We start from the raw sequence: 23,804 nt of genomic DNA, 5'->3' as shown, positions 1-23,804 counted from the left end.
TATGCAGATAAATAGTTTGCTACCATGGGATGAGAAATCTTACATTTTTTCTGAAATAACTAGTCCATAATGGAGGCACTCAACATGAAGCGAAAATTACTTACTGCATTAGCATGTAGCGCATTACTTGTGGGAATGGCTGCTTGTAGCTCAAATGATAAAACTGCGACTGAATCAAAGCCTAAACAAGAAGAAAAAGTTCAGGAAAAACCGAAAGTTCAAACCCTTCAAAAGCAACAAAAAGATAGTTACGTAGTAAGTGAAGATGATTTAACTAAAGCAGCACAGTCGATTGGAGAAATCCAAAACGAGCAAACTATAAATGACATGATGATACATATGTCTCTCCAAAAACTCACATTCAATGGGAATAATCTTCATGTTCCTGGTACCCGTGATGTAGGTCGATTTCAAATGACCAAAGAAAACATTCAATACTTAAAAAACAACTTAAATGTTATCAATGATGATGAAAGACAAAAATATGAGTCTCTTCTGAACAAATGGTACGATGGAGATTTCGAATCTGCAGTTAAAGATTTTGAAAAAATTCATTATTTACGTTCAGGAAAAAAGAAAAGTATGGAGGGATTTAAACTAGCTAAAAAAACTGATAGTGATGAAAAAGAATTTATTCTCCATTTCTTTGGCCAAGAAGGATTAGATATTCATAATAAAGAGTGGACACATGGAGAGTTATAGAAATAAAACTGAATTTCACTCCACTAGGAAGTACAATGTTTTCACTCTGCAATACAGTATTTCCGTTTGGAGTATTATGATAGCTTAACTTGATCGGCTCGGCGTCCAATACATATTATTAAAATTAAGATGGTTCAAGTCGCAGAGGACATCTTACGGTGCCTTTTTTACTTCAAATTGAATAGTAATATGATAGATAAATAGATTAACAAATATAAAGAGGCTACGAATAAATTAATAACATAACAATTGCACTTCAAAAAGTGCTTTTATTTTACTCTCAGACATAAATAAAATTTTGGGTGATGTATGTGAAGAAGAAAGTGTATTTAACTTTTTTTCTACTAACATTAATTGGAGTAATGTCTGGATGTTCTCCGGATCTTAAAGCGGCGGAAAATTATTCAAAAGAAATTTTAGATAAAACTGATCTCGCAAAATATATAAAAGATGTTAAGTATGTAGAAGGTGCTAAATTAGAAGATAATACGCTCTATAAATACGAAATCGATATACAAGCAAACGTATCGGACGATTTTTATGATTTTTCCAAAAGAGAACAATATTTGCTTATGCAAGAAGCCATAATTAACCTGGTTGGGAAAGGTGATCGGTTTGTTTATTGTGGTGATCAAGATTGTCGTTATGGAGAAATGAAATTAAAAAATACAGATAGTACTTTTTCTATGGTAATGGAAAAGTATTATGCACCTGATTTAAATTATGAAATGAAAATAAATGATTTTGTAGCTTATACACGTACCGATTTAGAAAATGATAGACCGACATCTTCAGACAGTTCTACCACGACTAGCACAACAGTAAAACCATCTACCACTAATTCAAACGGGCAATATGCAAGTAACGGAATAAGCTATACAGTCATATTCGACTTTATGAAACAACAATATAACAGACTAACAAATAACGATGAAAACTACATACCTGAAGTACATGATCCTCAGGTTGCTGAAATAGCTGCTAAACATTTTGGAATTACAGCTAAAGAAGCTGGATACATTTACGAAAAAGTAAAGATGGATGCTTTTAACTAAAATATAGATTTTTAAAAATAGAGCCTGGACCTAGGCTCTATTTTTTGATGAATTTTCCAACAATAACACTAGCTACTATATAGCAAAAACCAGAATACAGAATATAGAATAAAAGATAAACTTCATTTTTATCCCGTATCATGTTAAACGTTAATATTACTGTCGTAAAAAACATAATATTGGCAATCAGGTTAATAAAAAAGTTTTTTCTGGAGTCTTCTTTATACTTTGTTTTCAGTTTCTGAAAAAACAATTTCATTTTTTCACCCTCTTAAATTTTAATAGTATATTTATCTATATACAGTTACTTTTTTTCCTTTGTAATTTTCCCCAGCAAAAGATTCCATTGGTGCAATTGATTTCTTGAATTTCATTTCAACGTCCCCCATTCTATTAACGTAAAGTTTTTCCGTTTTTTCACTTTACAACCATATATTAAGCTTAATAGGAATTGATTACAAACCTAGATGTATGCGTTTACATTCGATATAATTACATTGTGAAGAAAAGGAAATTTAACACGGTTTATAATTAGGTATCTGTAAATAAATCGAAGCATACATACTATTTGCAAGTTATCCACCAGTTTCGAAATGCGGTTATCCAGTCGGAGAAAGGCACCTTAATGTGTCTTTTTTTTATTTTCAAAAGGACCTGCTCAATTATTGCGTAAAAAACATAAAGTAAATTGAATCCGTTAAAATACATGAGTGACCCCTTGTTTTCCCCTCTTATTAAAGGAGGAACTATTATGGGATTTGGTGGTAGTTGTGGCGGCTGTGGATTTTCTGGCGGCTTTGCTTTATTAGTAGTATTGTTTATTTTATTAATCATAGTTGGAGCTTCTTGCTTCTGCTAAACAAACTATCGGAAAAGACACTCTTATATGGGTGTCTTTTCTTTGTAATAAAAAACTCTCCATAAAGGAAAGTTTTTAAGTTTATACATTCAAGTCATCCAAATTAGTTATTTATTCAGCACCTTATCACTTTCGGTCTTTAGTGTGACATACAAATAATCCTTCCCCTACACAAAGTTGCTCAACTAACTTTAATTCCTTAGATCCAAAACTTATATAATTAAAACACACATCATCATTAAATTCATTTCCTTACATCAATAGTTAGCTCATCTGTAATCTGCTCAAGATGAAAAAATCTTTTTATATAATGGATATTTGACCATTTTTCTTCTCCACCAATAATAAATAATTCTTGCGCATCATACATAAATGAAAAGTTTGGATAGAAACTGTCCACTTTTATTTCAATCTCACCAGTATGATTACTAATCATCTTACAGTCTGCTGAATAGCTTAATAACGTATAGAGAGAATCTTGTGCTGATTGAAAGAAATACTTCATAAGTGTGGTTATATCATCACTACTAGTAATGAACACATTAAAAAAGTTCGTATCTCTTTTCTTATTAGTAAAAACTAGCTCAAACGTGAATTTATTCTCTTCTAAAAATCCTTCAATAAAGTCACCGCGCAAATAAGTTTCAAATACCATATACATAGGAAGTTTGTTAAGTGCACCTATAAATCCTTTAATGATTTCTTCAAATCCTGTATGCTGATTCCAATTCGTCCCCACTCCTATCATAATAGGACGATTTAAATAGATAGGATACGGTGATAATCCTTCATCTTTTAACATATACACTCGTTTTTCATCTGTATGAAAAGCAGGTCGATACTCTTTTAGTAAGTATTGAGATAATTGAACATGTAACATATTTACACCTACCTATCATGTAATACATAAACTATATCTATTAAGTTAGAAAACGCAATGAATTATCCATATTTTACCGTGTTTAAGCGTGGAGAACTAGAATAGATCGTAATCTTATTGGAAGCTTACAGGTCCCCAGGATAATAAATTAACATCGCACCTACAAATGAACAAACTAAACAAAAAATAGCTTCGTATTTTATGACTAAAGAAGAGTTCGTATCAAGCTTTTTCCCCTCTCTTTTACATATCATTTTAAACATTTTAAATAAAACTCTATATATTACATACCCAACAATCGCCCCAAGGGTATTCGTAAATAAATCATCAATATCTGTAATTCTATTATTTAGTAATTGATTTAACTCAATTGCCAATGAAAAAAAGAATCCCGCACATACGGTGTTTGTCATTTTTCTAAACTGTGGCCAAATAGTCGGTAATAAAAAACCTAACGGCATAAACAGTACAATATTCAAAAGATACGTCGTACTACCTGCCGTATCAAATAGAGTCAAGTTAATTTGACTGACACGAATCCACGTTTCATATCTACTTATATCCCATACAGTTGCGATTTGCGTCACCCCATATACTAGCGAAAGGTAGAATAGAAAAACATATACCCATAGAAAATGCCCAATAGATATATTTCTTTTCGCTTTAAAATAAAACCCAATTTGAAACACAATACAAAACATAATAGTAAAAAAATAAGTATACAAATAACCCATCAAAACTTCTGTATGCATGTAGAATCCCCTAACTTTACATTTTCACCTATGACTTTGTCGTTTTTGATCTCCTTCTTGATAACTCATTTATAGGATAGGAAAAACTTTTAAAATAAAAAATGGGGTAAACATAAAATTTTTCTTAAATATTCAGTTGGGTTTTATTATTACTCTTCTTAGGAATCCGCCATTGATAGCTAGGCAACAACATGCTTAAACCTAACAATATTATCATTTTTGCACGTAATCCTCGTAATGTTTCAACCGATGAAGCATATATAAAATCATGTGAATCGTTTGTTCAGTTAAAACATGAAATTAAGAAATATATGACGTACTATAATCACTCTTGCTATCAATAGAATTTAAAGAAGATGACTCCTGTTTGCATACAGAAATCATCTTTTTTAGGTTACCTAACTTTTTTTAGAATGACCTTTACAAAGGGTACAGATCAAGAGCACCTCATTCCTATTTAAGGGGCTCACGTATACCTTATCCCCTTAAAATCACCAAAACCCATTTACAAATCTATAAAAGTAGATATAATATCCTTATGGAACCTTTATTAATTTATAAAGCATTATCAAATGAAACAAGATGTCAAATTTTATCATGGTTGAAAACTCCAGAAAACTATTTCGATGAAAAACCTTATCTAGAGCAAGGCCTTAGCTTTCAAGTTGGAGTGTGTGTAGGAGATATCCAGCTTAAAACTGGCTTAGCCCAATCGGTTATTTCTAGTTATTTATTAACTATGAAAAAAGCAGGCTTACTAGAATCTGACCGAATTGGAAAATGGACATACTATCGCCGAAATGAAAAAACAATACGAGAGTTTTCTGAATACGTTCAAAACGAATTATAAAATGAAAGCTAATAATCAATCTACATATCAATTGATTATTAGCTTTCACACATTCTGCTTTTTTACAGGTATCCAATTACTTTTTTATAAGATTGCACTACCTATAAAAGCAAGAAACATAGAAAGGAGAAAATTTTTTAATATATCATATCTAGTTATTTAGATATCTGTTATTGTATTTGAAATTACATAGTCCTGATAATATTGGCATCCAATCATACTTGTAATAATGCTTCTTTGTTAATGAATTTACTTTCAAAATACCGATACGAATGGAGCGTTTTATAAATGAAAAAAGTAAATCCTTTACTTATTCTGACACTCGCAATAGGTGTGTTCGGAATTATTACTACCGAGATGGGTATTGTCGGCGTATTACCACAAATCACTCAAAAATTCGGAATTTCAACTACACAAGCTGGATTTTTAGTAAGTATATTTGCACTAGTTGTTGCTATTTCTGGTCCGTTTTTAATTCTGCTCGTCTCTAGTATTAATCGCAAAATAATTTTATTAACAGCAATTTTTGCATTTGTTATTTCAAATATAATCTACGCTTATACAACACAATTTGAAATCATGCTTATTTTTCGTATTTTACCGGCAGCACTTCATCCACTCTTCTTTTCAATTGCTCTTGTAACAGCTGCTAAACTTGTCCCTCCAGAAAAGAGCGGTCAAGCGGTTACAAAAGTTTTCATGGGAATTACTGTTGGCTTTGCTTTAGGTGTACCACTAACCTCTTACCTTGCAGACCAATTTTCACTCGAAATTGCTTTCTTATTCGGAGCGCTTGTTAACACTCTTGCATTCATTGGAATACTAATCCTACTTCCTTCTATGCCTGTTAAAGAAAAAATGTCTTTCGGCAAACAAATTCGTATACTCGGCAAACCAGGATTATGGTTGAATATTTTAACCGTCACATTCCTTTTTGCAGCCATGTTTTCCGTATACAGCTACTTCGCTGAGTACCTTGCCAAAGTAACTTCCATGAATGGATCTCTCATCAGTATCATGCTATTCATATTTGGCATAGTTATGATTTTAGGCAATCATTTATTTGGTAGTCTCCTGCAAAAAAGTATAGTAAATACAGTAATATTATTCCCTATCCTATATTCTATTGTTTACATATTGGTTTATTATTTAGGTTCCTACCTTGTTCCAATGATTTTTATCGTATTCATTTGGGGAATCGTACATGCTGGTGGATTAATTGTTGGTCAAACATGGTTAATAAGCGAAGCAAAAGAAGCGCCTGAATTTGGTAATAGCCTATTCGTTTCATTCTCAAATCTCGGAATTACTTTAGGAACAACTATTGGAGGCTGGTTCATTTCAAACTTAGGTATTCACCAGCTTATTTGGAGCGGATTCATTTTCACACTACTCTCATTTCTGTTAATTATAATAAAACTAAAATTTTTCAATTCTAATAGCCAAGCTTCATTATCAAGCTAGTACATTTTCAGTTTCAAATTTTATAAACTAAAAAGTATAATGATCAAAGCCTTTAGCCATAATTACGACTAAAGGCTTTTTTGTATATAAAGTGAAACTTTACTCAGTGGGGGGTTTACGGGCAGCAGGGCTCCCACCTAATTTCTTTGCTCCAGCTGAATTTTGAGATGGGAGTTTTACTGCCCACAAATAGCGGGATAAAAATAAATCTAAAAGGAGCTAATTTTATGGAACATAATCAAAATGGAGTACTTGCTTTAATTGTTTTGTTTTTAGGATTAGTGTTTTTTGTTAGTGGAATGGTTTATCATTTATGGGGTTCTTATTAATTTCAACTTTTAGAAAGATAAATAATTTAAAAACTAAAACGTGTATTGTAATTATCGATATGGCATATTTCCAAAAACAACTTAACATGGTAAAATAATATTCGGACGGGAGTCCAATATTATTAAAATTAAGATGGTTCAAGTCGGAGAAAGGCACCTTAGGGTGTCTTTTCTTTTTTGTTAATTAATAGCTTGTTCTCTTCTAGGTAACTCTTTAAAAAATAAATTTTAATAAAAAAGACGCTCATGCAGGATCCTTTCTATCCTCTTCATTATAATCAAGAAGGCACTCTTTCATTATTTTCGTATCTCTCGGTAACCTTTTTTCAAACTTTGACCATCCGTCGAAGATCATTTTGTTTGGCAAAGGACACACAAATCCTGTAATACAATCCCAAAAAGCATCCCAGTTTTCCACGTACAAATTAGGAAACTCAAGCTTCTCTTTAAGAAGTAAATGCAATTCTTTTGCATTATAAATATTGCTTACATCTATGGTAATAATTGATTCATGTGCATTACTCAATTATATATATATAAATCATACTTAGTTAAATTGGGTTGATTTTATAAGGAGTCAAAAACCTCTAAATGTTTATTTTATAATTATATAAATAATCCTAACATCTCCAAAAATTGATATAATGATACAGTTATTAATAGCAATCAGGGAGATATACAGCATGAACTATACACATATGCCAAAAGAAATAGGAATGATTAAGCGGACTCCATTCACTTTAATACCGAAGAAATTCATCGGTATTGGTAAGATTGTTAAAAAACAAACAAAAGTGGAGCGCCCTACATTAACCCAAGACGAACAAGAAATTATTGAAAACAAGTTACTATGTTCATTTCTTTCTGAAGAGAAGGTATTGATTACTTATTATAGAGATGGTCATTTACTTACTAGATATGTGACTGTAACTGACATAAATCCGATAAAGAATTTAATAACTTGCACTGATGCATCTTATAACAGAGTTTTCCTTAAATTTATAGATGTAATTGATTTGAGATAAAAAACATACAGTTTTTCAAATATATCCAGGAACAAAAATGACAGAATCTTGTATTCTAGGTTAAATACAGATAGAGAAAAAGTGTAAGTTCTTGTGAGAATTAGCAAGATAAAGGCTGTTTGTTTAGGTTTTGGACTGTCTGTTATGGTTATCGAATTTACAAATACAAAAGAGGAACAGAACACAATAGAGAAAGCTAAAGAAGCATTTAGATAATAGTTGAAAACGCCCGATTAAGGACGGCTTCAACTATTATCTAACTTTGATATATTCATACCACCATTTACCACCTGATCAAGTATCCACCCACCAAGTAATCTTATCTAACTCTGTATTAGGTAGGACATCGATTTGGATATAACATAGTCCAGAAAGTGAATCAACATTAACGCTACCTTTTATTCCTCGTTCTGCCATAGCTTGAATAGCTTCATCTAAGGAGTTAGTATCGAATCCACCTGACTTAACGTATTGATATCCACATTAGAACCGCCGTTTCCTTCACAATTCCCAACAGTTTGTCCCGTTAGAGCGTATAGTCATACCCCCTCCTTATGGTAATTCCTTTTGTAAATCTTTTTATTTAAATGTATAATTGTATGAAAAGTTCTAAAACTTTGAATCGAGGTGAAAAGCATGAGAAGTTTTGGCTCATTAATGATCTCTACTATCTGCTCAATAATCCTTATACTTTGGAATGCCTATTCCTTCTATGATGGATTTACGATGGGACATACGTATTACTGGGTTAATGGCCTCGCAGCTGTTATCTTCTTTCTATTCTTTATCGCAAACATGCGAGAGATCTGCAAGAAAAACTATAGAACCTCAGAACAATAGGAGTTGATACATATGTGGAAAAAAATTAAGAATTATAGATTGAGCTTAAAAGATTTAAAGTTCATGTTATGGCTGTTCGGTATTACATGCTTTATATACAGCTACAATTTCATTGTAGGACTTGCTTTTGTCCACAAATTCCAAGTTTATGATTTAGGTGGTGCTATAGCGACATTCGCCGCATTTATGGATACTAGAAATAGGATTAAAAATAAAAATTATAAAGCAGCTTAATATAAAAAGGATCCTTTGCGGTTTCCTTTTTTCTATGTAAAATAAAAAAGCAGCGAATTCGCTACTTTAATTGTTTGTTGTTTGCTTCTATTTCTTCTTCATTAAATGATTTTTGTACATTTCTTTTTAAATCCAATCCTTTATAAACAAGTTCCTTGAACTCTTTCATAGATAATGGATCATTCAATACTTCCCATAATCCTATCAATTCTGTATATTTAGGTGTCTCCGTAACATACTCGTGTGATTTAACTGTTTCGAAGTGTCTATGGAATTCCCAATGACATTCTTCGCATAAATAGTAGAACCCGGAACACCTGTCATTTACACTCAAACTATTTTCTGTTCTATGGTTTCCTAGCCTCATTGTTATTCCTCGCTTTCTACTTGTAAATTTCTATTTCGATTGAATATGCAATATTTCATATTTCATTATTGTAATATTTCTTTATTAACTATCATTTTCTAGTTCATCATTAATATCCGTTGATAAATCAACGTTTGTAATTTAATTCCTTATATTAAACCCCGACAAGATACTTTTAAACACTTTATTCAAATAATTATATTGGAATTTCTTGTTCTACACATCTATACGTATTTTGTGTATTATATAGCAGAAGAGTAAGGTAAGAGTTACTCTTTGCCATTTTAGRAAAGGTTCTGTTGGAGACAACAGGACCTTTTTTGTTCGAATTTCAATAAAACAATTCTTAAATTCCATCTCATTGGAAATAACTATATAATGAAACTGATTAAATATTAGGAGTACTATTAATGTCTGATATAATCCGTCTCTTAATTATCATGATGATTGCAACCTTTTTATTTTCTTCCATAATAATGGAGTTTAAAAAACCTCAAAAAAGCATGTTTTGGTTCTCAATTGAAGTCTTGTCTCTCCTCGGAGTTTTACTGCTAATAAAGGAATTTTTTATCAATCATATAACATAGATCCCTGAATAAAATTCAATATTCCGTCAATACTGAAGACAACCGATTAAGTTACTTTCTCCTTGTTCCCCCTTGGAGAACCGAGCAGTTAGCTTTTGCTGACTGTTCTTTTGTTTGAAATTAAAATAGCGTTTTTGTTCCAAATGATGCCCTTATTCATTTGGACACATTTACAATTATTTTTACCGAAAAATTCATGATATCGTTAATTAGTCGAGTACGTCATTACTTGACGATTACCCTTAGGAGCCCCGCAGACAATCGGGGTTTCTTTTATTTAAAGCCATTTTCTCTTTTAGGGTGATATAGTCCTTAAGATCTTGTTAAACCAGTGTAATTACGGTTGGAACTTCATTCTGTTTGACACATATCCCCAGGCTATCTGGACATGATAAAAGATGAGGTGACTGACATGAAGGATAAAATATTAGAATTAGTACCAGGATCGGTAAAAAAATTACTCCAGAAAAAAGTTAAAGATGGAAACCGATGCATCATTGATTTAGTTGTGGATGATGCAACTGCTTATGGATTTGAACCGGAGCAAGTAATCCCCTGTATCATGGCGGGTTATTATGTTTATGAATCTACCACCTATCCCAGTGAAATGGAGGAAGAATTGAAGCTAAACTTGGTTTTTCATGCGGCCAATCGCTCGGCAATGAAGCTTCTGTCTTATGGGAAGTATAAAGCGAAACAATCTGAAAGTGGATGGATGAGATATACAAATCCATAAGGTTTACTTAACATACCCTAACTAGCTTGGTGAGCATGAGGTAACGTCACATGTCCATCGACTTGAGATTTTGAAATACCCCAAAGTATTTTGGTGAAAAAAAGCAACATTTAAGTTCCTTATGACATTTTTCTAATATAAGTTGTAACATTGCCTAAACAACAACTACCTTGTGGATTGTTTACTTCACAACCACATCGATTTTCTCTTATGTTTTCGCGAATATGCTCTACTGGATTAGGAGTAAGTCCATTTTTCACATATTGTTTGATTTTTTCTTTTGTCCAATCAAAACAATAACAAATTGGTGTAGTTGCTGAGTCATCTTTTTGATTTACAGCTACCTTTATGTCAGATACAAAGTATTTTTTATTATTCGTATCAAAATAGACTACATCACAATCTTCGTTTGAACAAAAATAGTGATTTTCTTTAGCATTTAATGTTTCTAATGCCGATGGTTTAAGCAATGATTTTAGTGTAATCAACTTTACATTCTTAGCTTTATTTTTACATGATGGACAATGACCATTATTTTCAATTTTTATTCCTTTAAGGTTACTACAACAATCTTCCATTATTCTCCCACCTTTACAATTTATTATTTTTATAAATATTCTTCTACTTTCTTTTCTGAATCTATTAAAGTTTCGATAATAAGATATTGCATCTGTCTCACCTCATATAAAGTATAAACCCTGTGCCATAGTACAGGGTCAAGGAAAGTATTATTTACTATATTATCGATTTACTTTCTTAAAATAAACTGTCATTATTCAATAAGTCTTTTTCAAAAGATATACTCCGATTGCGAAATTCTAAAACTACATTTAGGGCGATTAACCTTTATCACCTCGTAACTCTTTACTACAACGTTTTACAAAAAACGCTGTTATTAAAATAATATTTCCTATACTCAAAACAAGTAATTGATCGAGTGCAATCACATCACGAAAAATCCAACGAGAAACAAAACCGAAGCTAGACATGCACACACATATAAAACCAAAATAATTTAACCATCTATGTACATTTTTCATTCTTCCCCCTCCTTAAACTTGCATTTTATCATTCCATCCTGTTTTTAGGTGTGAGTGCTGGCTAGTCGTGTGGTGATACCCCTATATAGGGCTTTTTCTTTTTTCTCAATGACCAATATTACTTAACATGGTAAAATAATATTTGGATGAGAGTCCAATATATATTATTAAAATTAAGATGGTTCAAGTCGGAGAAAGGCACCTTAGGGTGTCTTTTCTTTATTTTTCAAAAGGACCTGCTCAATTATTGCGTAAAAAACATAAAGTAAATTGAATCCGTTAAAATACATGAGTGACCCCTTGTTTTCCCCTCTTATTAAAGGAGGAACTATTATGGGATTTGGTGGTAGTTGTAGTAGTTGTGGCGGCGGCTTTGCTTTACTAGTTGTATTGTTTATTTTATTGATCATTGTTGGAGCTTCTTGCTTCTGCTAAAAAACTATCGGAAAAGACACTCTTATATGGGTGTCTTTTCTTTGTAATAAAAAGCTCTTCATCACTTTCGGTCTTTAGTGTGACATACAAATAATCCAGTTCCCCAAGCGCCCATATTCCACAGCCCCTTCTTTGTGCTTTTCTTTTCATTTATATTTCAATTTCAAATATAGTAGAAACTCATTACAAGGCTAGTTATATATACAATTATTATAGATAATATATACCTTTCACCACATGTATCATTCTGAATAATTAAAAACAACTATTGAGAATTCCATATAGACCCATTACTGGTTAAAATGTTATAATTAAACCATCTTACATAGTTACTCATGTTCAGGATAAGTAACTAACGTCTTATTAAGTAATGCGCATAACTTAAATAAACAAGACACTGCAAAGTGTCTTGTTTATTTGCATCACGTTTCCTTTTTATCCCAAAATAAATATAACAAAATGTAACATTTAATACATATAAAGAAAAATATAGATTTATTAAATCATTATGGCACCCATGAAAGTACTTTTATTTTGGAGGAACAAACTATGAACAAAAAGTTATTAACATCATTATTATGTAGCACATTCTTATTTGGATTATCAGCTTGCAGTTCACATGATACATCTAGCAGTAACACGAAAAACGAACAGGAGACTTCTAAAGAAACAAAAAATGATGAACTTAGCAACAAGGATCCTCAAAAGGAACTTCCCACCCATGGAGATTCTTCTGATGTATACATATCAATAAGCTCTGCCGATTCATTAGATGTTATAGGTAATGGAGAAGTTAAAGCACAAGGTGTATTTAAAGTATTAGACGTCGCAGTTTATAATCGTCAAGAGGAACCCATTACACTAAATAGCAATAATTTTAAATTAATTGACGGAACCGGAAGAGAATATCACATTTCTAATGAATCTCAATTAGTACTTAAAGCTGCAAATACTGCTACATTTAAATTTGGTGTTCTTAATCCTAATGAAAATTCGGAAGGGAACATTGTATTTGACGTTCCGAAAAACACGCAAGGATTAACGTTGAAAATTAATGGAGATATGCTGGATGAAGGGATCGAGTTAAAGGTGGAATAGTCAAAAGAAAATGTAAAAGTGGCTTTTCTACAAAATAGATAAACCGCCTATCACAACTTATACTAACATAACAAAAAGTACAGCCTCTGTATTAACTACAGTAGACTGTACTTTTTCATTTGTGATTTTGTATAACTCACTATAATAGGATTCCTTAGTTCTTTTGAGAAGATGCTCTCCAATCACGAAAAGATGTTGGAAACCCAGAATGTCCACGTTGCTTTGTAACAACTGGTTTCTCTTGAAGAGTAGTTGATTTCTCTTCAGGAATAGTTGGTTTTTCTTCAAGAATACTCAAAGCTGTTTGCATTTTCTCCAGCTGTTCTTTTAAAGCTTGCTGCTCAATCTTTAAATCCGTAAGTAAACGTAATATCATCTCAGAATTAGCCATAACGATCTCCTTTCCCCCAATGCACAGAATAAAATACCATATGTAATAAGCGGAATACTCGTGACAAAAATAAGTTCGTCAACTCTTTTAAAATACCGAGTACTTTTATTTTTTCAAAAGGACCTGCTCAAGTTTATCCGTAAAAACATAAAGTGATATAAATCCATTAATATATGGACTTTATGGAAGGAGGAGTTAATATGGGCTATGGTGGTAGTTGTGGTGGAGGCTGTGGTTTTGGCGGTGGATTCGCCTTACTTGTTGTGCTCTTTATCTTATTAATCATCGTTGGAGCTAGCTGTTGGGGCGGCGGATTCGGCTGCTAATAAGAGGCACTCTTGAGAGTGTCTTTTTTTTATTTCTCAATATAGGGCTAACATATATGTGTTACTATCAAAAGGCGAGATTCCCTAAGCGTAATATAGTAGTTTACCAACTATGAAAGCCACTGTCACAAGAAAACAGTAGGCTTTTATTTTGTTATTTAACAAGATTAAAACATGAATTGCCATTTCTCCTCAGTAACATTTTTAAATTGACATAGCACTTCATGCACCATATACTGTTAACAACAGTATACTGTCATTAACAGTATATATTCCAATTCATTCTAGGAGGTATATTCATGAAGCATACAGGAAGACATACAGGTGCATTTCTTTTGTTATTTTTAGCAGAAGGTGATAACTATGGCGGGCAGCTACTTCAGAAATGTGACGAAGAACTTCCGGTCAATCCAATCGATAGTGCCATCCTTTACCGCACGCTGAAGAAATTAGAAAACGAAGGTGCGATTGAATCTTATGTAAGTACATCAATTCCAGATAAGCCGAGAAAGATGTACAAAATTACTACAGCCGGAAAAGAACAATTAGCGGATTTTCAAATGGATATTGAGGAAAAAATGAAAAACTTATCATTTTTCTTAGACAAATATAAAGACTTAAAGGAATCTAATCATGATTAATGGCGCTATCCTTTACACTTCGGCCATTATTCTTACGGGGATTTCTTTTATGAAGGATCGGAATAAAACGAAATTTGCCCTATTAAAATCATGGAAAATATTTCGAAACCTCCTCCCTGCCATGCTCTCCATTATGCTTTTCGTTGGACTATCACTTTCTATCTTAACGCCGTCCTTCATCTCTTCCATCATTGGAGAACAGTCTGGATTTTTAGGTATTATTTATTCAGCACTACTCGGATCTGTGGCACTTATCCCAAGCTTTGTCGTATTTCCTCTTGGTAATACGTTAGTACAGCACGGCGCAGGTCTTCCTCAAGTTGCGGCACTCATGTCTACACTAATGTCAGTAGGAATTACAACCTTGCCGATGGAACAAAAGATATTCGGACGAAGCTTTGCTTACGCACGTAATGCATCTGCATTACTCATGTCACTCCTATTCTCCTATATCATTTGGGTGGTGATGGTATGAAAGAACTAAAAAGATATCGCTTCTTTTTCATTTTGCTGATTGGACTTATCATTCTAACTTTTATAAACCAATCTTTAGGATGGAGCGCATTACAATTAACAGGGAATAGCATTTTAGATATGTTGTTTCTACTCCCCCCTGTCCTAATATTTGTAGGGTTACTTGATCAGTGGGTGAAGAAAGAAACGCTAATGAAATATATGGGAGAAAAGTCCGGCATATATGGAATATTATTCTCTCTATTATTAGGCGGAATTGCAGCTGGTCCCCTCTATGTTGCCTTTCCGATTGCAGCACTACTATTAAAAAAAGGCGCCAGCATTAGGTACATCGTATTTTTCTTAGGTGTTTGGACAACTGCGAAATTACCGATTATGGTGTATGAATTTTCTTCATTCGGAGCTACCTTTACGCTCGTTCACATTTGCTTCGGTCTGTTGTTCTTCTACGTAATGGGCATCGTTTTTGAGAAATTTTATGATCAGCGGCAGTTGTTGCAGTATGATATTACGAAAGAAATGTAAAAAGACATCTTTAATCGTAAAGATGTCTTTTTTATATGAAGCTTAATTCTCATTCTGTAAAACCTGCGTTGCCCTTACTTCCTTTTTCTCTTCTTTTAAGAACAACGATACGATAAAAGCAATAACGATAAAGATTAACCCTAGTGTAAATGCACCTTGGAATCCAGAGGTTAAACCGTTTAACTTCTCTACTGGGTCCATTGGATTTGCTGAGCTTTCCATATACTTAGTTGTTCCTGAAGACATTTTCGAAATAAAGATAGCTGTACCAATTGCGCCAGCTACTTGCTGTAACGTATTAAACAGTGCTGTTCCGTGCGGATATAAATCTGGTGTTAATTGATTTAATCCATATGTTTGTGCTGTCATGACAAACATGAGTCCAACCATTAATGCGCTATGCATGACAATAATTTGTACCATTGATGTGTCAGGAGTAATGCCTTTAAATAAGAACATTGCAATACCCACTAACACAATACCGGGAACGATAACAACTTTCGGGCTAAATTTATCAAATAGTTTACCTGCGATTGGTCCCATTATGGCGCTAATAATACTTCCTGGAAGCATTATTAGTCCTGATTTAAAGGCTGTAACGAGTAAAACTGTTTGCAAGAACATCGGTAATAAAGTCATCGTTGAAAATAACGACATCATCACAATGACGATTAATCCAACTGATATTGTAAACATCGGAACTTTAAATGCTCGTAATTCTAAAATTGGATTCTCAATTTTCAATTGTCGAACGACAAAAATACATAATGAGATAAGCCCAACAAGTAAAGTGCCATACACTTTCGCATCAGACCATCCTAAATCACCCGATGCACTAAAGCTATACACAAGCCCTCCAAATCCTAATGTCGATAAAAGGATAGATGGATAATCCACTTTTGGCCTTGTTAACTCTGAAACATTTTGAATGTACTTCATCCCAATCATAATTGAAATGATCACGATAGGAATAACAATATAGAATAACCAGCGCCAATTTAATGAATCCACAATTACTCCAGATAATGTAGGACCAATTGCAGGAGCAGACATCATCACAAGTGCGATTAATCCCATTGTGGCACCACGTTTTTCAGGCGGACAAATAAGTAAAATCGTATTCATTAATAACGGTGAAATTAACCCCGTCGCTACAGCTTGGACGATACGGCCAACTAATAAAATAGAAAATGTCGGTGCGAATCCCGCAATTAATGTACCGACTAAAAACGTTACCATAGCGATCAAAAACATTTGTCTCGTTGTGAGCCATTGCTGAAGTAACGCTGTAATCGGGACTAAAACCCCAACTACTAACATGTAAGCTGTAGAAAGCCATTGAATCGTTGAAGCTGTTACGTCGAATTCTTTCATTAATACAGTTAACGCATTACCAAGTAATGTTTCGTTTAATAATGCAACCATTGCCCCTAAAAGTAATGCAATTAAAATCGGGGTATGTTTCATATTAGAAGTATCAACTTTGCCACTTGCAGGGCTCTTAGTTGTTATATTCATGTATTGATTCTCCTCCTGTTTTTTACTTGAAAATCTTTAAATACACCGGAACACATGTAATATAATATACATATGTAGATTAAAAAGGGAGAATCAATTTAAAGCCATTGTATATTTAATCTACAAAAAAGGAGAATTGTAGATGAACGATAATGAAAAACAGCTTGATTTACGTATTAGACGTACACATAAATTATTGTGGGATTCCTTATTTGAATTAATGACGCAATCAAAACAGAAATATAGTACTATCACGATTAACCAAATTTGTGATCGTGCAATGGTACACCGAACAACTTTTTATAAACACTTTGAAGATAAAGATGCTTTATTAGCATTTGGATTTAAACGCTACAGCAAGATGATTGCGGGAATACCGGTTTCAGATCGATTAAGTAAACCATTTCAAGTAATGGAACAATTTCTACATCATGAAGAAATCGGTAAAATATTAGAAACGCAAATGTCTGATGAACAATTTATTAACCGGACACAGTATTTAAGTCATGAAACGAGAAAACAAGAAATAGAAGCGTTAAATCAACTGTGTAAAAATCATACGATGTCCAATGATTTAATCATTGAATTTTATTCAGGGGCAATCACCTCATTAAGTGCATGGTGGTTTAAAAATGAAAGAAGCGTTTCTGCTGCTGAAATGGATAGGTATCTCCACCAACTTATTAACCGGAATATTTTTCAGTTTGAAGAAGAATAACTTCACCATCAAAAAAACGCCTATATGAAATAGGCGTTTTTTACATACTATTACTTACCGATTTTCTTCAAATCCGAACTTTCTATAATTGAACGAGAATATCCATCTTTCCCAACTCGCACCATAGCTCTTCCCAACTGCTCAGAAGTTATCACACTGCGGAATCTCTTCAAAAGAGAGTTCAACGGCTTCATCACATCATACATCAATTGATATGATTTCGTTTTTGATTTCACACTATTTGCCGGAATGATCAATCCTGATCTAAACATATACGCAGCTTTAAAAGGTAAACGCAACAATTCATTTTCCATTCTTCCCTTCACTCTCGCCCATATCGTACGTCCTGATTCTGTACTATCTGTGCCGCTACCAGATACGTAAATGAACGTCATGTTTGAATTTAACTTCGCTAATGTTTTTGCGGTAGATAACGTTAATTCGTACGTAACTATAGAATAAAACGTCGATAAATTTTTGTTCCAAATATTCAGAATTAATATTAAAATAAACAATGGGGATAGGGGTATGGAATCATAAATTATACATAACGAGGGACTAGAAATGAAAATACAATTAAAAGCTGATTTAATGCTACTACTAGTTACATTTTTTTGGGGTGCATCCATCCTACTTACAAAGCTTGGACTTGATGGCATAGAAGAATATAATTTAATCGCATTACGATTTATTATTGCCTTTCTTTTATCAGGTTTAATATTTTACAAACACTTATTCAAAGTCGATTTTAAAACTGTAAAATATGCTTTTATACTAGCTTCCGTTTTATTTATCGTTTACATTTTCGCGACATTCGGTACAAAGTATACTAGTGTCTCTAATGCTGGTTTCTTACTATGTCTCACAGTCATTTTCATTCCGATATTATCAGCTATATTTTTAAAACACATTCCTGAAAAGAAAGTTATATTAGGAATTGTGTTAACGATAATAGGAATTGGCTTATTAACATTAACTAGTGAATTCAAGATCGGTAACGGCGATATATTTTGCATATTGTCTGCCTTATTTTATGCGATTCACGTCATCATTACTGGAAACGTAACAAAACATGTGAACTCGATTGCGCTCGGGGTCATACAACTCGGTTTCGTCGGCCTATTTAGTCTTATTTTTTCATTAGTGATGGAAACCCCAAAACTTCCTAGCACGATCAACTCATGGCTAATCATATTAGCCTTAAGCATATTTTGTACCGCAGTCGCTTTCATCGTGCAAGTTATCGCCCAGCAATACACTACGCCCACACATACAGGTCTTATCTTTTCATTAGAACCTGTCTTTTCCGCAGGATTTGCTTTCGTTTTCACAGGCGAAACGCTCACAGGGAAAGGCTACTTAGGGGCGACGCTTATATTGTTAAGTGTGTTGATTGCTGAGGTGGATTTTAAGGGGTTGTTGCGGGTTGGTTATAAGAAGAATATAGAATAGGTAACTACACACATCCGCGATTCATTAGAAAAAACAAATACCCGACTATTATTTCATATAATAGTCGGGTATTTAGATTTTCAACCTATTATTTTACATAGACTAGATGAACTGCATGTAACAGTTCCACGTTATTATGCAGAAACTAGCACTTTCTCTTTACGCAAAATCCCCATTAGCCCACCAATAAGTAGGAGAATAGCCGGTAAAATATAAAAGAAAGAAATACAAATTAATCCACCAACTGCAGCGATTGTCATCATCGCACCGCCAAGCTTGGCTCTATTCTTCACTACAACAGATCCACAAATTCCTAATATAGAGAGAAGAACACTTCCCCATCCTAAACCGATAAGTGTATTCGCTCCATCCGCATCTAAAGCAGAACCAAGCCCACCAATAAATAACGCAATAAATGCGCATAAAATACCGAAAATACCACCAATAAGTCCTAATACAAATTCTGTTGTACGTTTCATTTTCAATACCCGCTCCTTACTTCATTCCTATTTGTGTTTTACCTACAGCAAATTTCCGGTGACATTATCCCATATACTTGCTCCAAAGTCTCCGTTACTATCTTTATCCAACTAGCGACAATCAGTTTCATACTCCAAACGCCGCAACCGTATAATCGTATGTATCCCCGCCTTTCCCTGTTACAGAATCACCTGTCTTACTATGACAGACTACTAAACTGAATACCACAGCACTCCCTCAAACAAGTATCCTTAACTTTTTTATATTCAACTACCTTCCATTACATATAAAGTAAGATTCCCAAGCACATCTTAACAAAGTTATGACTCAAATTTTGTCGCATTATGTCACAAGAAATAAAAAAGGCGTAATATAAACACTTCTCTTATTCCACATCCGCATCATCCAAACGAATAAGCGCTATCTTCCCTTCTCCTAACCAAAACTCAATTGTTATATGAAGGTTATGGTCAGCATAGCCAATAATAGTAGCACCTTGCTCTGTCCGTTCATAATAGTTCGGACCATACGAACTGATAACATCCTGCTTCGTACTACCAATCCCTATTCCTTTTTCAGTCTTAAGATCTATATTTTCTCCGATTATTAAACGAACTATCTTCCCTTTCTCTTTTCCTTCCATAATCGAAGCTGTTTCTACTCCGTTCTTCCAATAATAATAATCGTAATAAACGTTATCTATCTTCCTAATAGGTTCACCATATTCTTTTCTAAATACCTCTTTATCAATATTGTCGTGAAGCCTCATCTTTCCAATCGATTCATTTGAAAGATCTGTAAAATTAGTATGACTATAATAATAACTTCTTCCTTCTATAAAAGGACCTAGTAATCTATAAACAATCACGCCCAATGCAATAACGAAAATAAGTAGTATAATAATCCATAACTTTTTTCTAGACACAAACTTCCCCTCCAACTAATTCCCATTCTCCACAAACCGCCCAAACTCCTTCAAAAATCTCAGCTTAAAACTGCCCACAGGTCCATTCCGATGCTTCGCCACATGAATCTCCGTCATCTCTTTCTGCATCGTTTCCTTATCATAATAATCCTCACGATACATAAGCATAATGACATCCGCATCTTGCTCAATTTGTCCCGTCTCTCTTAAATCAGATAAAAGGGGGCGCTTATCTTGACGTGATTCTACTGAACGAGACAATTGCGACAACGCTACTATACAAACATTTAAATCACGCGCTAACAACTTAAGCTTACGAGAAATTTCACTAATCTCTTGAAATCGATTGCCCTTATGCTTTGGATCGCCCGTAATAAGCTGCAAATAATCTACAATAACTAAAAGCTTTTTATCACCGTGCTTCCTCTTTAACTTACGAGTTTGCATCCAAATATCTTGCACCGTAACGCCTGCATTATCGTAAATCTCAAGTGGTAATTCACCGATCTCCGCAAACGCCTTACTCACCTTTTCCCAGTCTTCCATCGCAAAACGGTGCTTCGGATTTTTCAGCCTGCCTCCTGACACTTCACCTACGCAAGACGCCAGCCTTTTTAACAATTGCTTACTACTCATCTCTAATGAAAACAGCCCAACTGCCGCTCCAGACTTCGCCGCATGCAGTCCAACATTTAACGCAAATGCAGTCTTTCCCATAGAAGGACGCGCTCCAAGAACGACAAAATCACCTTCCTGCAATCCGCACGTCATCTTATTTAACGATGTATAACCAGTCTCAATACCAGTATTCTCTTTCGTATCTTGATGAAGCTCTTCATACAAACCAACTAACGCATCCTTCAAATCAAACTCACATACACAGTCCTTTTCCTCTAACTCACAAAGCTCCGTAATCGTCTCACCAATAATTTTCTCATTCTTCTCCGTAATAAGACGCTCTCCCATCTTGTACCCAAGAACACCAGCCTGATACATCTTCCAGGCACCTCGAACAAGCCCCTCATAATAAGAGAAGTTGCTAGTCGTAGGCACACCCTCTATTAATGCTATAAAATACTCCATTCCCCCGGTATTCTCCAAAAAATTTGGATTCATCCGAGAAACGAGCGTCACAAGATCAATTGGTTGCCCTTCATCTTCAATTTTTCGCATTAACCGAAATATAGACTTATGCACCGGCATAGAAAAATAATGCTCCGTCAAACGGCACTCCTTAATAAGCTCTCCATCAATTAAAAGAGAACCTAACACCGTCTTTTCCGCCTCCACATTTTGAATACTCATGGCCGCCACCCACGTTCCGCTAAAAAGCGCTGCAGCTCTTCCTCTGACAGCGCATTCTTCTCCCACTCCTCGCACCTCGTCAAAAACTCCTCCGTCTCCCCAGTACTAACAGACGACTCTTTCTTCCTAAACTGAGCCGTATCTGCCTCAACCTCCGACACTTTCGTAAACCCTTTCCCGTGCCATCCCCTCAAAATCCCCTTCACATAAGCAACCGTCCGCTTATTATTCTCATACGCAATTTGAAGAGCCTTCAGCACAAGCTCCTCTGACAAATCTTCCATCCACGCACTCAGTTCCTCCACAGTATGAGGAGACAAACTACCGAAATGTTGCTCATAAAAAGAAAACACGCGACTTCCCGTTTCTTCCTCTATAACCTCTTCTTCCGCCTCTTCACAAACCGGATCAACATCACGAACGGCCAAATCACTCGGCATACCGAAATGTGCTAAAAGCATCGAAACATTCAGCTCCTCCTCTACGCACTTCTGAAGAAACATATGTACAAACTCCTTATTCTTCACACCCTTCAGCTCACGAAGCACACACTTCTCCACATTCGTATTCGTCACAGGGTTATAACGAAGCCAATTCAAAACGAATAACTCCCTCGTCTCCGCATCATAAAGAATCTTTCCATAATCAATGAAGCGCTGCACAAGCTTATCAACAGTCTCCCGATTATAACCCGTCTCCATCTCAGCTAACCGCTTCGGAAAAGGAAAAACCCCACACTGCGTCGTCTTCGAACAAGTCAACAAATACACATAAAAATACCGCTCCTCCGGCGTCAAATCCAAAACAAAATCATCCTGCCAAAAATTCACCTGCACATTACGATACACCGCCATCCCAATTCCTCCCGTCTCCATTCAAAAATGAAAAATTCCTCTTTGTACTATATATAGGAAGGAGGGGTGGGTTTTTGGCGTGTTATTTCAATTTTTTTTTGACTACTACTACGGTGTTTGTTGGTGTTTTTGTTTTGTTGTGTTTTTTCTTAGTGATTTATTACTTGGTAGGGGCTTTGTAGGGGGATGGGAGGGGCTATACAAATGATATTTCTACTATAAAAATATCATTTGCATATAATAAAAAGTCTCTCTGAAGAAAATCAAACCAACAATATAATTGCTAAATTTATTCTATGTAGTTATTTAACAGAATAAACATGTACATACTTCTATTTTTTTCTGGATATATTATAATTATCTAGTTTTTTACTTTTTTCATAAGCATTATTAATATATTTATTAGGATTTTCAAGAAAATCTTCTTCTTTTATTAAAGTAATAAATGATCCTGTGAAACTATCAACATCCTTACATATTTCACAAGTATATTCCTTTGGCTCTTGATTGAATCTATTATTGATAATAATATCATATAGGTAATTATTATTTATTCGTATTGCAGTATGTCCATCTGAATTAGTAATCATAGTTCTTAACCAAGAATAATCACCATTATATTTCATCACCACCCCGACAATCCCATTAGTATTAGATTTTTTATCCCCACGTTTTATTTGTTTAAGAGAATATTCAATCTCCCAATCAATCCATTTACTCTTTTTCATGTTAGGAGATATTATTACAATAGTAACTGAAGTAGAGTAAATCATATCTTTAAGTTTTTCCTTAATATACTCCGTTGTTCTATCTGACATATCAGGAGATTCACTAGTCTCTCCTTGATAATATTTAGCATCCGCTCCTAAAGCATCTAAAATACGTTCTCTTAGCTCTTTAGCTTCTGAATATTTATAAGAAATAAATGTTTTATAAGCCATA

32 protein-coding genes and 2 pseudogenes are annotated in these 23,804 nt (G+C 34.1%); 19 read left to right on the top strand and 15 right to left on the bottom strand.

Going from position 1 to position 23,804, the window contains the following annotated elements:
- Window positions 1-84 precede the first annotated feature (84 nt).
- From AC1DS7_RS05485 to AC1DS7_RS05475, 3 genes are all read left to right on the top strand, one after another.
- Window positions 85-702, top strand: a complete 618-nt coding sequence (locus AC1DS7_RS05485) for a DUF6241 domain-containing protein (protein WP_215588772.1) — start codon at window positions 85-87, stop codon at window positions 700-702.
- A gap of 305 nt (window positions 703-1,007) precedes the next feature.
- A complete protein-coding gene (locus tag AC1DS7_RS05480) occupies window positions 1,008-1,757 on the top strand; it encodes a hypothetical protein (protein WP_476998826.1) in 750 nt (249 codons plus the stop codon).
- Window positions 1,758-2,508: 751 nt separating this feature from the next.
- Window positions 2,509-2,616, top strand: coding sequence for a YjcZ family sporulation protein (locus tag AC1DS7_RS05475; protein ID WP_000505673.1), 108 nt, complete (start codon window positions 2,509-2,511; stop codon window positions 2,614-2,616).
- A gap of 244 nt (window positions 2,617-2,860) precedes the next feature.
- Here the strand turns inward: AC1DS7_RS05475 and AC1DS7_RS05470 are convergent, their stop codons facing one another.
- On the bottom strand, window positions 2,861-3,496 hold the full coding sequence (locus tag AC1DS7_RS05470; protein ID WP_215588770.1) for a hypothetical protein: 636 nt from the start codon (window positions 3,494-3,496) through the stop codon (window positions 2,861-2,863).
- A gap of 125 nt (window positions 3,497-3,621) precedes the next feature.
- Window positions 3,622-4,248: a VanZ family protein gene (locus AC1DS7_RS05465; RefSeq protein WP_476998825.1), complete on the bottom strand. Its 627-nt coding sequence runs from the start codon at window positions 4,246-4,248 to the stop codon at window positions 3,622-3,624.
- 248 nt (window positions 4,249-4,496) lie between these two features.
- Here AC1DS7_RS05465 and AC1DS7_RS05460 point away from each other — a divergent pair.
- The 3 genes and pseudogenes from AC1DS7_RS05460 to AC1DS7_RS05450 all read left to right on the top strand — a co-directional run.
- Window positions 4,497-4,592 (top strand): annotated as a pseudogene (locus tag AC1DS7_RS05460) (TetR family transcriptional regulator); the annotation flags it as partial.
- A gap of 194 nt (window positions 4,593-4,786) precedes the next feature.
- The gene (locus tag AC1DS7_RS05455; RefSeq protein ID WP_476998824.1) at window positions 4,787-5,098 is read left to right on the top strand and encodes an ArsR/SmtB family transcription factor; all 312 of its coding nucleotides are present in this window, start codon (window positions 4,787-4,789) and stop codon (window positions 5,096-5,098) included.
- A 288-nt stretch (window positions 5,099-5,386) separates the two neighbouring features.
- Window positions 5,387-6,562: an MFS transporter gene (locus AC1DS7_RS05450; RefSeq protein WP_002140622.1), complete on the top strand. Its 1,176-nt coding sequence runs from the start codon at window positions 5,387-5,389 to the stop codon at window positions 6,560-6,562.
- Between the two features lie 573 nt (window positions 6,563-7,135).
- Here the strand turns inward: AC1DS7_RS05450 and AC1DS7_RS05445 are convergent.
- Window positions 7,136-7,417: a barstar family protein gene (locus AC1DS7_RS05445; RefSeq protein ID WP_033715111.1), complete on the bottom strand. Its 282-nt coding sequence runs from the start codon at window positions 7,415-7,417 to the stop codon at window positions 7,136-7,138.
- Between the two features lie 157 nt (window positions 7,418-7,574).
- Here AC1DS7_RS05445 and AC1DS7_RS05440 point away from each other — a divergent pair, with 157 nt between their 5' ends.
- Both AC1DS7_RS05440 and AC1DS7_RS05435 read left to right on the top strand, forming a co-directional pair.
- Entirely contained in the window at window positions 7,575-7,916 is a 342-nt protein-coding gene (locus AC1DS7_RS05440) for a YolD-like family protein (RefSeq protein ID WP_016101682.1), read from the top strand.
- A 93-nt stretch (window positions 7,917-8,009) separates the two neighbouring features.
- Window positions 8,010-8,132, top strand: a complete 123-nt coding sequence (locus AC1DS7_RS05435; RefSeq protein ID WP_267865270.1) for a hypothetical protein — start codon at window positions 8,010-8,012, stop codon at window positions 8,130-8,132.
- A 78-nt stretch (window positions 8,133-8,210) separates the two neighbouring features.
- On the opposite strand, the pseudogene AC1DS7_RS05430 reads toward AC1DS7_RS05435, so the two are convergent.
- Window positions 8,211-8,455: pseudogene (locus AC1DS7_RS05430) on the bottom strand (N-acetylmuramoyl-L-alanine amidase C-terminal domain-containing protein); the annotation flags it as partial.
- 97 nt (window positions 8,456-8,552) lie between these two features.
- Here AC1DS7_RS05430 and AC1DS7_RS05425 point away from each other — a divergent pair.
- Together AC1DS7_RS05425 and AC1DS7_RS05420 are read left to right on the top strand one after the other, a co-directional pair.
- Complete coding sequence (locus AC1DS7_RS05425; protein WP_080118296.1) at window positions 8,553-8,756, top strand: hypothetical protein; 204 nt, start codon at window positions 8,553-8,555, stop codon at window positions 8,754-8,756.
- A gap of 12 nt (window positions 8,757-8,768) precedes the next feature.
- Window positions 8,769-8,990, top strand: coding sequence for a hypothetical protein (locus AC1DS7_RS05420; protein ID WP_002125677.1), 222 nt, complete (start codon window positions 8,769-8,771; stop codon window positions 8,988-8,990).
- 61 nt (window positions 8,991-9,051) lie between these two features.
- Here AC1DS7_RS05420 and AC1DS7_RS05415 read toward each other — a convergent pair whose 3' ends face one another.
- The gene (locus tag AC1DS7_RS05415) at window positions 9,052-9,357 is read right to left on the bottom strand and encodes a hypothetical protein (RefSeq protein WP_016101683.1); all 306 of its coding nucleotides are present in this window, start codon (window positions 9,355-9,357) and stop codon (window positions 9,052-9,054) included.
- Window positions 9,358-10,356: 999 nt separating this feature from the next.
- Here AC1DS7_RS05415 and AC1DS7_RS05410 point away from each other — a divergent pair.
- Window positions 10,357-10,680: a hypothetical protein gene (locus AC1DS7_RS05410; RefSeq protein ID WP_002064068.1), complete on the top strand. Its 324-nt coding sequence runs from the start codon at window positions 10,357-10,359 to the stop codon at window positions 10,678-10,680.
- Window positions 10,681-10,799: 119 nt separating this feature from the next.
- Here the strand turns inward: AC1DS7_RS05410 and AC1DS7_RS05405 are convergent, their stop codons facing one another.
- Entirely contained in the window at window positions 10,800-11,258 is a 459-nt protein-coding gene (locus tag AC1DS7_RS05405) for a putative iron-sulfur cluster-binding metallochaperone (RefSeq protein ID WP_016101684.1), read from the bottom strand.
- 261 nt (window positions 11,259-11,519) lie between these two features.
- On the bottom strand, window positions 11,520-11,720 hold the full coding sequence (locus AC1DS7_RS05400) for a hypothetical protein (RefSeq protein ID WP_012260457.1): 201 nt from the start codon (window positions 11,718-11,720) through the stop codon (window positions 11,520-11,522).
- Window positions 11,721-12,053: 333 nt separating this feature from the next.
- On the opposite strand from AC1DS7_RS05400, the gene AC1DS7_RS05395 reads away from it, so the two are divergent.
- Both AC1DS7_RS05395 and AC1DS7_RS05390 read left to right on the top strand, forming a co-directional pair.
- Window positions 12,054-12,155: a YjcZ family sporulation protein gene (locus tag AC1DS7_RS05395; protein WP_000505688.1), complete on the top strand. Its 102-nt coding sequence runs from the start codon at window positions 12,054-12,056 to the stop codon at window positions 12,153-12,155.
- Window positions 12,156-12,704: 549 nt separating this feature from the next.
- On the top strand, window positions 12,705-13,253 hold the full coding sequence (locus AC1DS7_RS05390) for a DUF4352 domain-containing protein (RefSeq protein WP_016101685.1): 549 nt from the start codon (window positions 12,705-12,707) through the stop codon (window positions 13,251-13,253).
- 154 nt (window positions 13,254-13,407) lie between these two features.
- Here AC1DS7_RS05390 and AC1DS7_RS05385 read toward each other — a convergent pair whose 3' ends face one another.
- Window positions 13,408-13,644 (bottom strand): hypothetical protein, encoded by a 237-nt coding sequence (locus tag AC1DS7_RS05385; protein WP_002140614.1) that lies wholly within the window; start codon window positions 13,642-13,644, stop codon window positions 13,408-13,410.
- Window positions 13,645-13,844: 200 nt separating this feature from the next.
- Here AC1DS7_RS05385 and AC1DS7_RS05380 point away from each other — a divergent pair, with 200 nt between their 5' ends.
- From AC1DS7_RS05380 to AC1DS7_RS05365, 4 genes are all read left to right on the top strand, one after another.
- Window positions 13,845-13,970 (top strand): YjcZ family sporulation protein, encoded by a 126-nt coding sequence (locus tag AC1DS7_RS05380; protein WP_000540377.1) that lies wholly within the window; start codon window positions 13,845-13,847, stop codon window positions 13,968-13,970.
- Between the two features lie 299 nt (window positions 13,971-14,269).
- Window positions 14,270-14,611, top strand: a complete 342-nt coding sequence (locus AC1DS7_RS05375; protein WP_105589572.1) for a PadR family transcriptional regulator — start codon at window positions 14,270-14,272, stop codon at window positions 14,609-14,611.
- Window positions 14,604-15,086: a hypothetical protein gene (locus tag AC1DS7_RS05370; RefSeq protein WP_105589573.1), complete on the top strand. Its 483-nt coding sequence runs from the start codon at window positions 14,604-14,606 to the stop codon at window positions 15,084-15,086. The genes AC1DS7_RS05375 and AC1DS7_RS05370 overlap by 8 nt, the downstream gene beginning before the upstream one ends.
- Window positions 15,083-15,610 (top strand): permease, encoded by a 528-nt coding sequence (locus tag AC1DS7_RS05365; protein ID WP_016126645.1) that lies wholly within the window; start codon window positions 15,083-15,085, stop codon window positions 15,608-15,610. Before AC1DS7_RS05370 ends, AC1DS7_RS05365 begins: the two co-directional genes overlap by 4 nt.
- 42 nt (window positions 15,611-15,652) lie before the next feature.
- On the opposite strand, the gene AC1DS7_RS05360 is transcribed toward AC1DS7_RS05365, so the two are convergent.
- Window positions 15,653-17,128 carry an MDR family MFS transporter gene (locus AC1DS7_RS05360; protein ID WP_476998823.1) on the bottom strand — a complete coding sequence of 492 codons (1,476 nt, stop codon included), beginning with the start codon at window positions 17,126-17,128 and terminating at the stop codon, window positions 15,653-15,655.
- Between the two features lie 142 nt (window positions 17,129-17,270).
- Between AC1DS7_RS05360 and AC1DS7_RS05355 the strand changes: the two genes are divergently transcribed.
- Window positions 17,271-17,846, top strand: a complete 576-nt coding sequence (locus AC1DS7_RS05355) for a TetR/AcrR family transcriptional regulator (protein WP_476998822.1) — start codon at window positions 17,271-17,273, stop codon at window positions 17,844-17,846.
- A gap of 50 nt (window positions 17,847-17,896) precedes the next feature.
- Here the strand turns inward: AC1DS7_RS05355 and AC1DS7_RS05350 are convergent, their stop codons facing one another.
- Complete coding sequence (locus tag AC1DS7_RS05350; RefSeq protein WP_476998821.1) at window positions 17,897-18,361, bottom strand: Rossmann-fold NAD(P)-binding domain-containing protein; 465 nt, start codon at window positions 18,359-18,361, stop codon at window positions 17,897-17,899.
- Between the two features lie 49 nt (window positions 18,362-18,410).
- On the opposite strand from AC1DS7_RS05350, the gene AC1DS7_RS05345 reads away from it, so the two are divergent.
- The gene (locus AC1DS7_RS05345) at window positions 18,411-19,298 is read left to right on the top strand and encodes a DMT family transporter (RefSeq protein ID WP_476998820.1); all 888 of its coding nucleotides are present in this window, start codon (window positions 18,411-18,413) and stop codon (window positions 19,296-19,298) included.
- Window positions 19,299-19,432: 134 nt separating this feature from the next.
- Here the strand turns inward: AC1DS7_RS05345 and AC1DS7_RS05340 are convergent, their stop codons facing one another.
- The 5 genes from AC1DS7_RS05340 to AC1DS7_RS05320 form a co-directional block, all read right to left on the bottom strand.
- Window positions 19,433-19,777 (bottom strand): DUF4064 domain-containing protein, encoded by a 345-nt coding sequence (locus AC1DS7_RS05340; RefSeq protein WP_088292405.1) that lies wholly within the window; start codon window positions 19,775-19,777, stop codon window positions 19,433-19,435.
- Between the two features lie 386 nt (window positions 19,778-20,163).
- Window positions 20,164-20,703 carry a hypothetical protein gene (locus AC1DS7_RS05335; protein ID WP_476998819.1) on the bottom strand — a complete coding sequence of 180 codons (540 nt, stop codon included), beginning with the start codon at window positions 20,701-20,703 and terminating at the stop codon, window positions 20,164-20,166.
- Between the two features lie 15 nt (window positions 20,704-20,718).
- Window positions 20,719-22,008, bottom strand: coding sequence for a replicative DNA helicase (dnaB, locus tag AC1DS7_RS05330; RefSeq protein WP_476998856.1), 1,290 nt, complete (start codon window positions 22,006-22,008; stop codon window positions 20,719-20,721).
- The gene (locus AC1DS7_RS05325) at window positions 22,005-22,862 is read right to left on the bottom strand and encodes a DnaD domain-containing protein (RefSeq protein WP_476998818.1); all 858 of its coding nucleotides are present in this window, start codon (window positions 22,860-22,862) and stop codon (window positions 22,005-22,007) included. The genes dnaB and AC1DS7_RS05325 overlap by 4 nt, the downstream gene beginning before the upstream one ends.
- Before the next feature lie 332 nt (window positions 22,863-23,194).
- Window positions 23,195-23,803, bottom strand: coding sequence for a TIR domain-containing protein (locus tag AC1DS7_RS05320; RefSeq protein WP_063226600.1), 609 nt, complete (start codon window positions 23,801-23,803; stop codon window positions 23,195-23,197).
- Window position 23,804: the final 1 nt, after the last annotated feature.

The organism is Bacillus sp. P4_E1 (assembly GCF_056401715.1).
The sequence above is the reverse complement of the archived record's forward strand: the minus strand, read 5'-3'. Positions and strand labels throughout refer to the sequence as shown.

Bases quoted from the DNA above. Each gene is read 5' to 3' on its own strand.
- AC1DS7_RS05470 (WP_215588770.1), bottom strand. From the start codon at position 3,496: ATGTTACATGTTCAATTATCTCAATACTTACTAAAAGAGTATCGACCT.
- AC1DS7_RS05345 (WP_476998820.1), top strand. From the start codon at position 18,411: ATGAAAATACAATTAAAAGCTGATTTAATGCTACTACTAGTTACATTT.
- AC1DS7_RS05320 (WP_063226600.1), bottom strand. From the start codon at position 23,803: ATGGCTTATAAAACATTTATTTCTTATAAATATTCAGAAGCTAAAGAG.
- AC1DS7_RS05380 (WP_000540377.1), top strand. From the start codon at position 13,845: ATGGGCTATGGTGGTAGTTGTGGTGGAGGCTGTGGTTTTGGCGGTGGA.
- AC1DS7_RS05370 (WP_105589573.1), top strand. From the start codon at position 14,604: ATGATTAATGGCGCTATCCTTTACACTTCGGCCATTATTCTTACGGGG.
- AC1DS7_RS05405 (WP_016101684.1), bottom strand. From the start codon at position 11,258: ATGGAAGATTGTTGTAGTAACCTTAAAGGAATAAAAATTGAAAATAAT.
- AC1DS7_RS05475 (WP_000505673.1), top strand. From the start codon at position 2,509: ATGGGATTTGGTGGTAGTTGTGGCGGCTGTGGATTTTCTGGCGGCTTT.
- AC1DS7_RS05375 (WP_105589572.1), top strand. From the start codon at position 14,270: ATGAAGCATACAGGAAGACATACAGGTGCATTTCTTTTGTTATTTTTA.
- AC1DS7_RS05450 (WP_002140622.1), top strand. From the start codon at position 5,387: ATGAAAAAAGTAAATCCTTTACTTATTCTGACACTCGCAATAGGTGTG.
- AC1DS7_RS05440 (WP_016101682.1), top strand. From the start codon at position 7,575: ATGAACTATACACATATGCCAAAAGAAATAGGAATGATTAAGCGGACT.
- AC1DS7_RS05415 (WP_016101683.1), bottom strand. From the start codon at position 9,357: ATGAGGCTAGGAAACCATAGAACAGAAAATAGTTTGAGTGTAAATGAC.
- AC1DS7_RS05360 (WP_476998823.1), bottom strand. From the start codon at position 17,128: ATGAATATAACAACTAAGAGCCCTGCAAGTGGCAAAGTTGATACTTCT.
- AC1DS7_RS05485 (WP_215588772.1), top strand. From the start codon at position 85: ATGAAGCGAAAATTACTTACTGCATTAGCATGTAGCGCATTACTTGTG.
- AC1DS7_RS05465 (WP_476998825.1), bottom strand. From the start codon at position 4,248: ATGCATACAGAAGTTTTGATGGGTTATTTGTATACTTATTTTTTTACT.
- AC1DS7_RS05410 (WP_002064068.1), top strand. From the start codon at position 10,357: ATGAAGGATAAAATATTAGAATTAGTACCAGGATCGGTAAAAAAATTA.
- AC1DS7_RS05390 (WP_016101685.1), top strand. From the start codon at position 12,705: ATGAACAAAAAGTTATTAACATCATTATTATGTAGCACATTCTTATTT.
- AC1DS7_RS05400 (WP_012260457.1), bottom strand. From the start codon at position 11,720: ATGAAAAATGTACATAGATGGTTAAATTATTTTGGTTTTATATGTGTG.
- AC1DS7_RS05425 (WP_080118296.1), top strand. From the start codon at position 8,553: ATGAGAAGTTTTGGCTCATTAATGATCTCTACTATCTGCTCAATAATC.
- AC1DS7_RS05420 (WP_002125677.1), top strand. From the start codon at position 8,769: ATGTGGAAAAAAATTAAGAATTATAGATTGAGCTTAAAAGATTTAAAG.
- AC1DS7_RS05455 (WP_476998824.1), top strand. From the start codon at position 4,787: ATGGAACCTTTATTAATTTATAAAGCATTATCAAATGAAACAAGATGT.
- AC1DS7_RS05355 (WP_476998822.1), top strand. From the start codon at position 17,271: ATGAACGATAATGAAAAACAGCTTGATTTACGTATTAGACGTACACAT.
- AC1DS7_RS05480 (WP_476998826.1), top strand. From the start codon at position 1,008: ATGTATGTGAAGAAGAAAGTGTATTTAACTTTTTTTCTACTAACATTA.
- AC1DS7_RS05385 (WP_002140614.1), bottom strand. From the start codon at position 13,644: ATGGCTAATTCTGAGATGATATTACGTTTACTTACGGATTTAAAGATT.
- AC1DS7_RS05365 (WP_016126645.1), top strand. From the start codon at position 15,083: ATGAAAGAACTAAAAAGATATCGCTTCTTTTTCATTTTGCTGATTGGA.
- dnaB (WP_476998856.1), bottom strand. From the start codon at position 22,008: ATGAGTATTCAAAATGTGGAGGCGGAAAAGACGGTGTTAGGTTCTCTT.
- AC1DS7_RS05395 (WP_000505688.1), top strand. From the start codon at position 12,054: ATGGGATTTGGTGGTAGTTGTAGTAGTTGTGGCGGCGGCTTTGCTTTA.
- AC1DS7_RS05325 (WP_476998818.1), bottom strand. From the start codon at position 22,862: ATGGCGGTGTATCGTAATGTGCAGGTGAATTTTTGGCAGGATGATTTT.
- AC1DS7_RS05340 (WP_088292405.1), bottom strand. From the start codon at position 19,777: ATGAAACGTACAACAGAATTTGTATTAGGACTTATTGGTGGTATTTTC.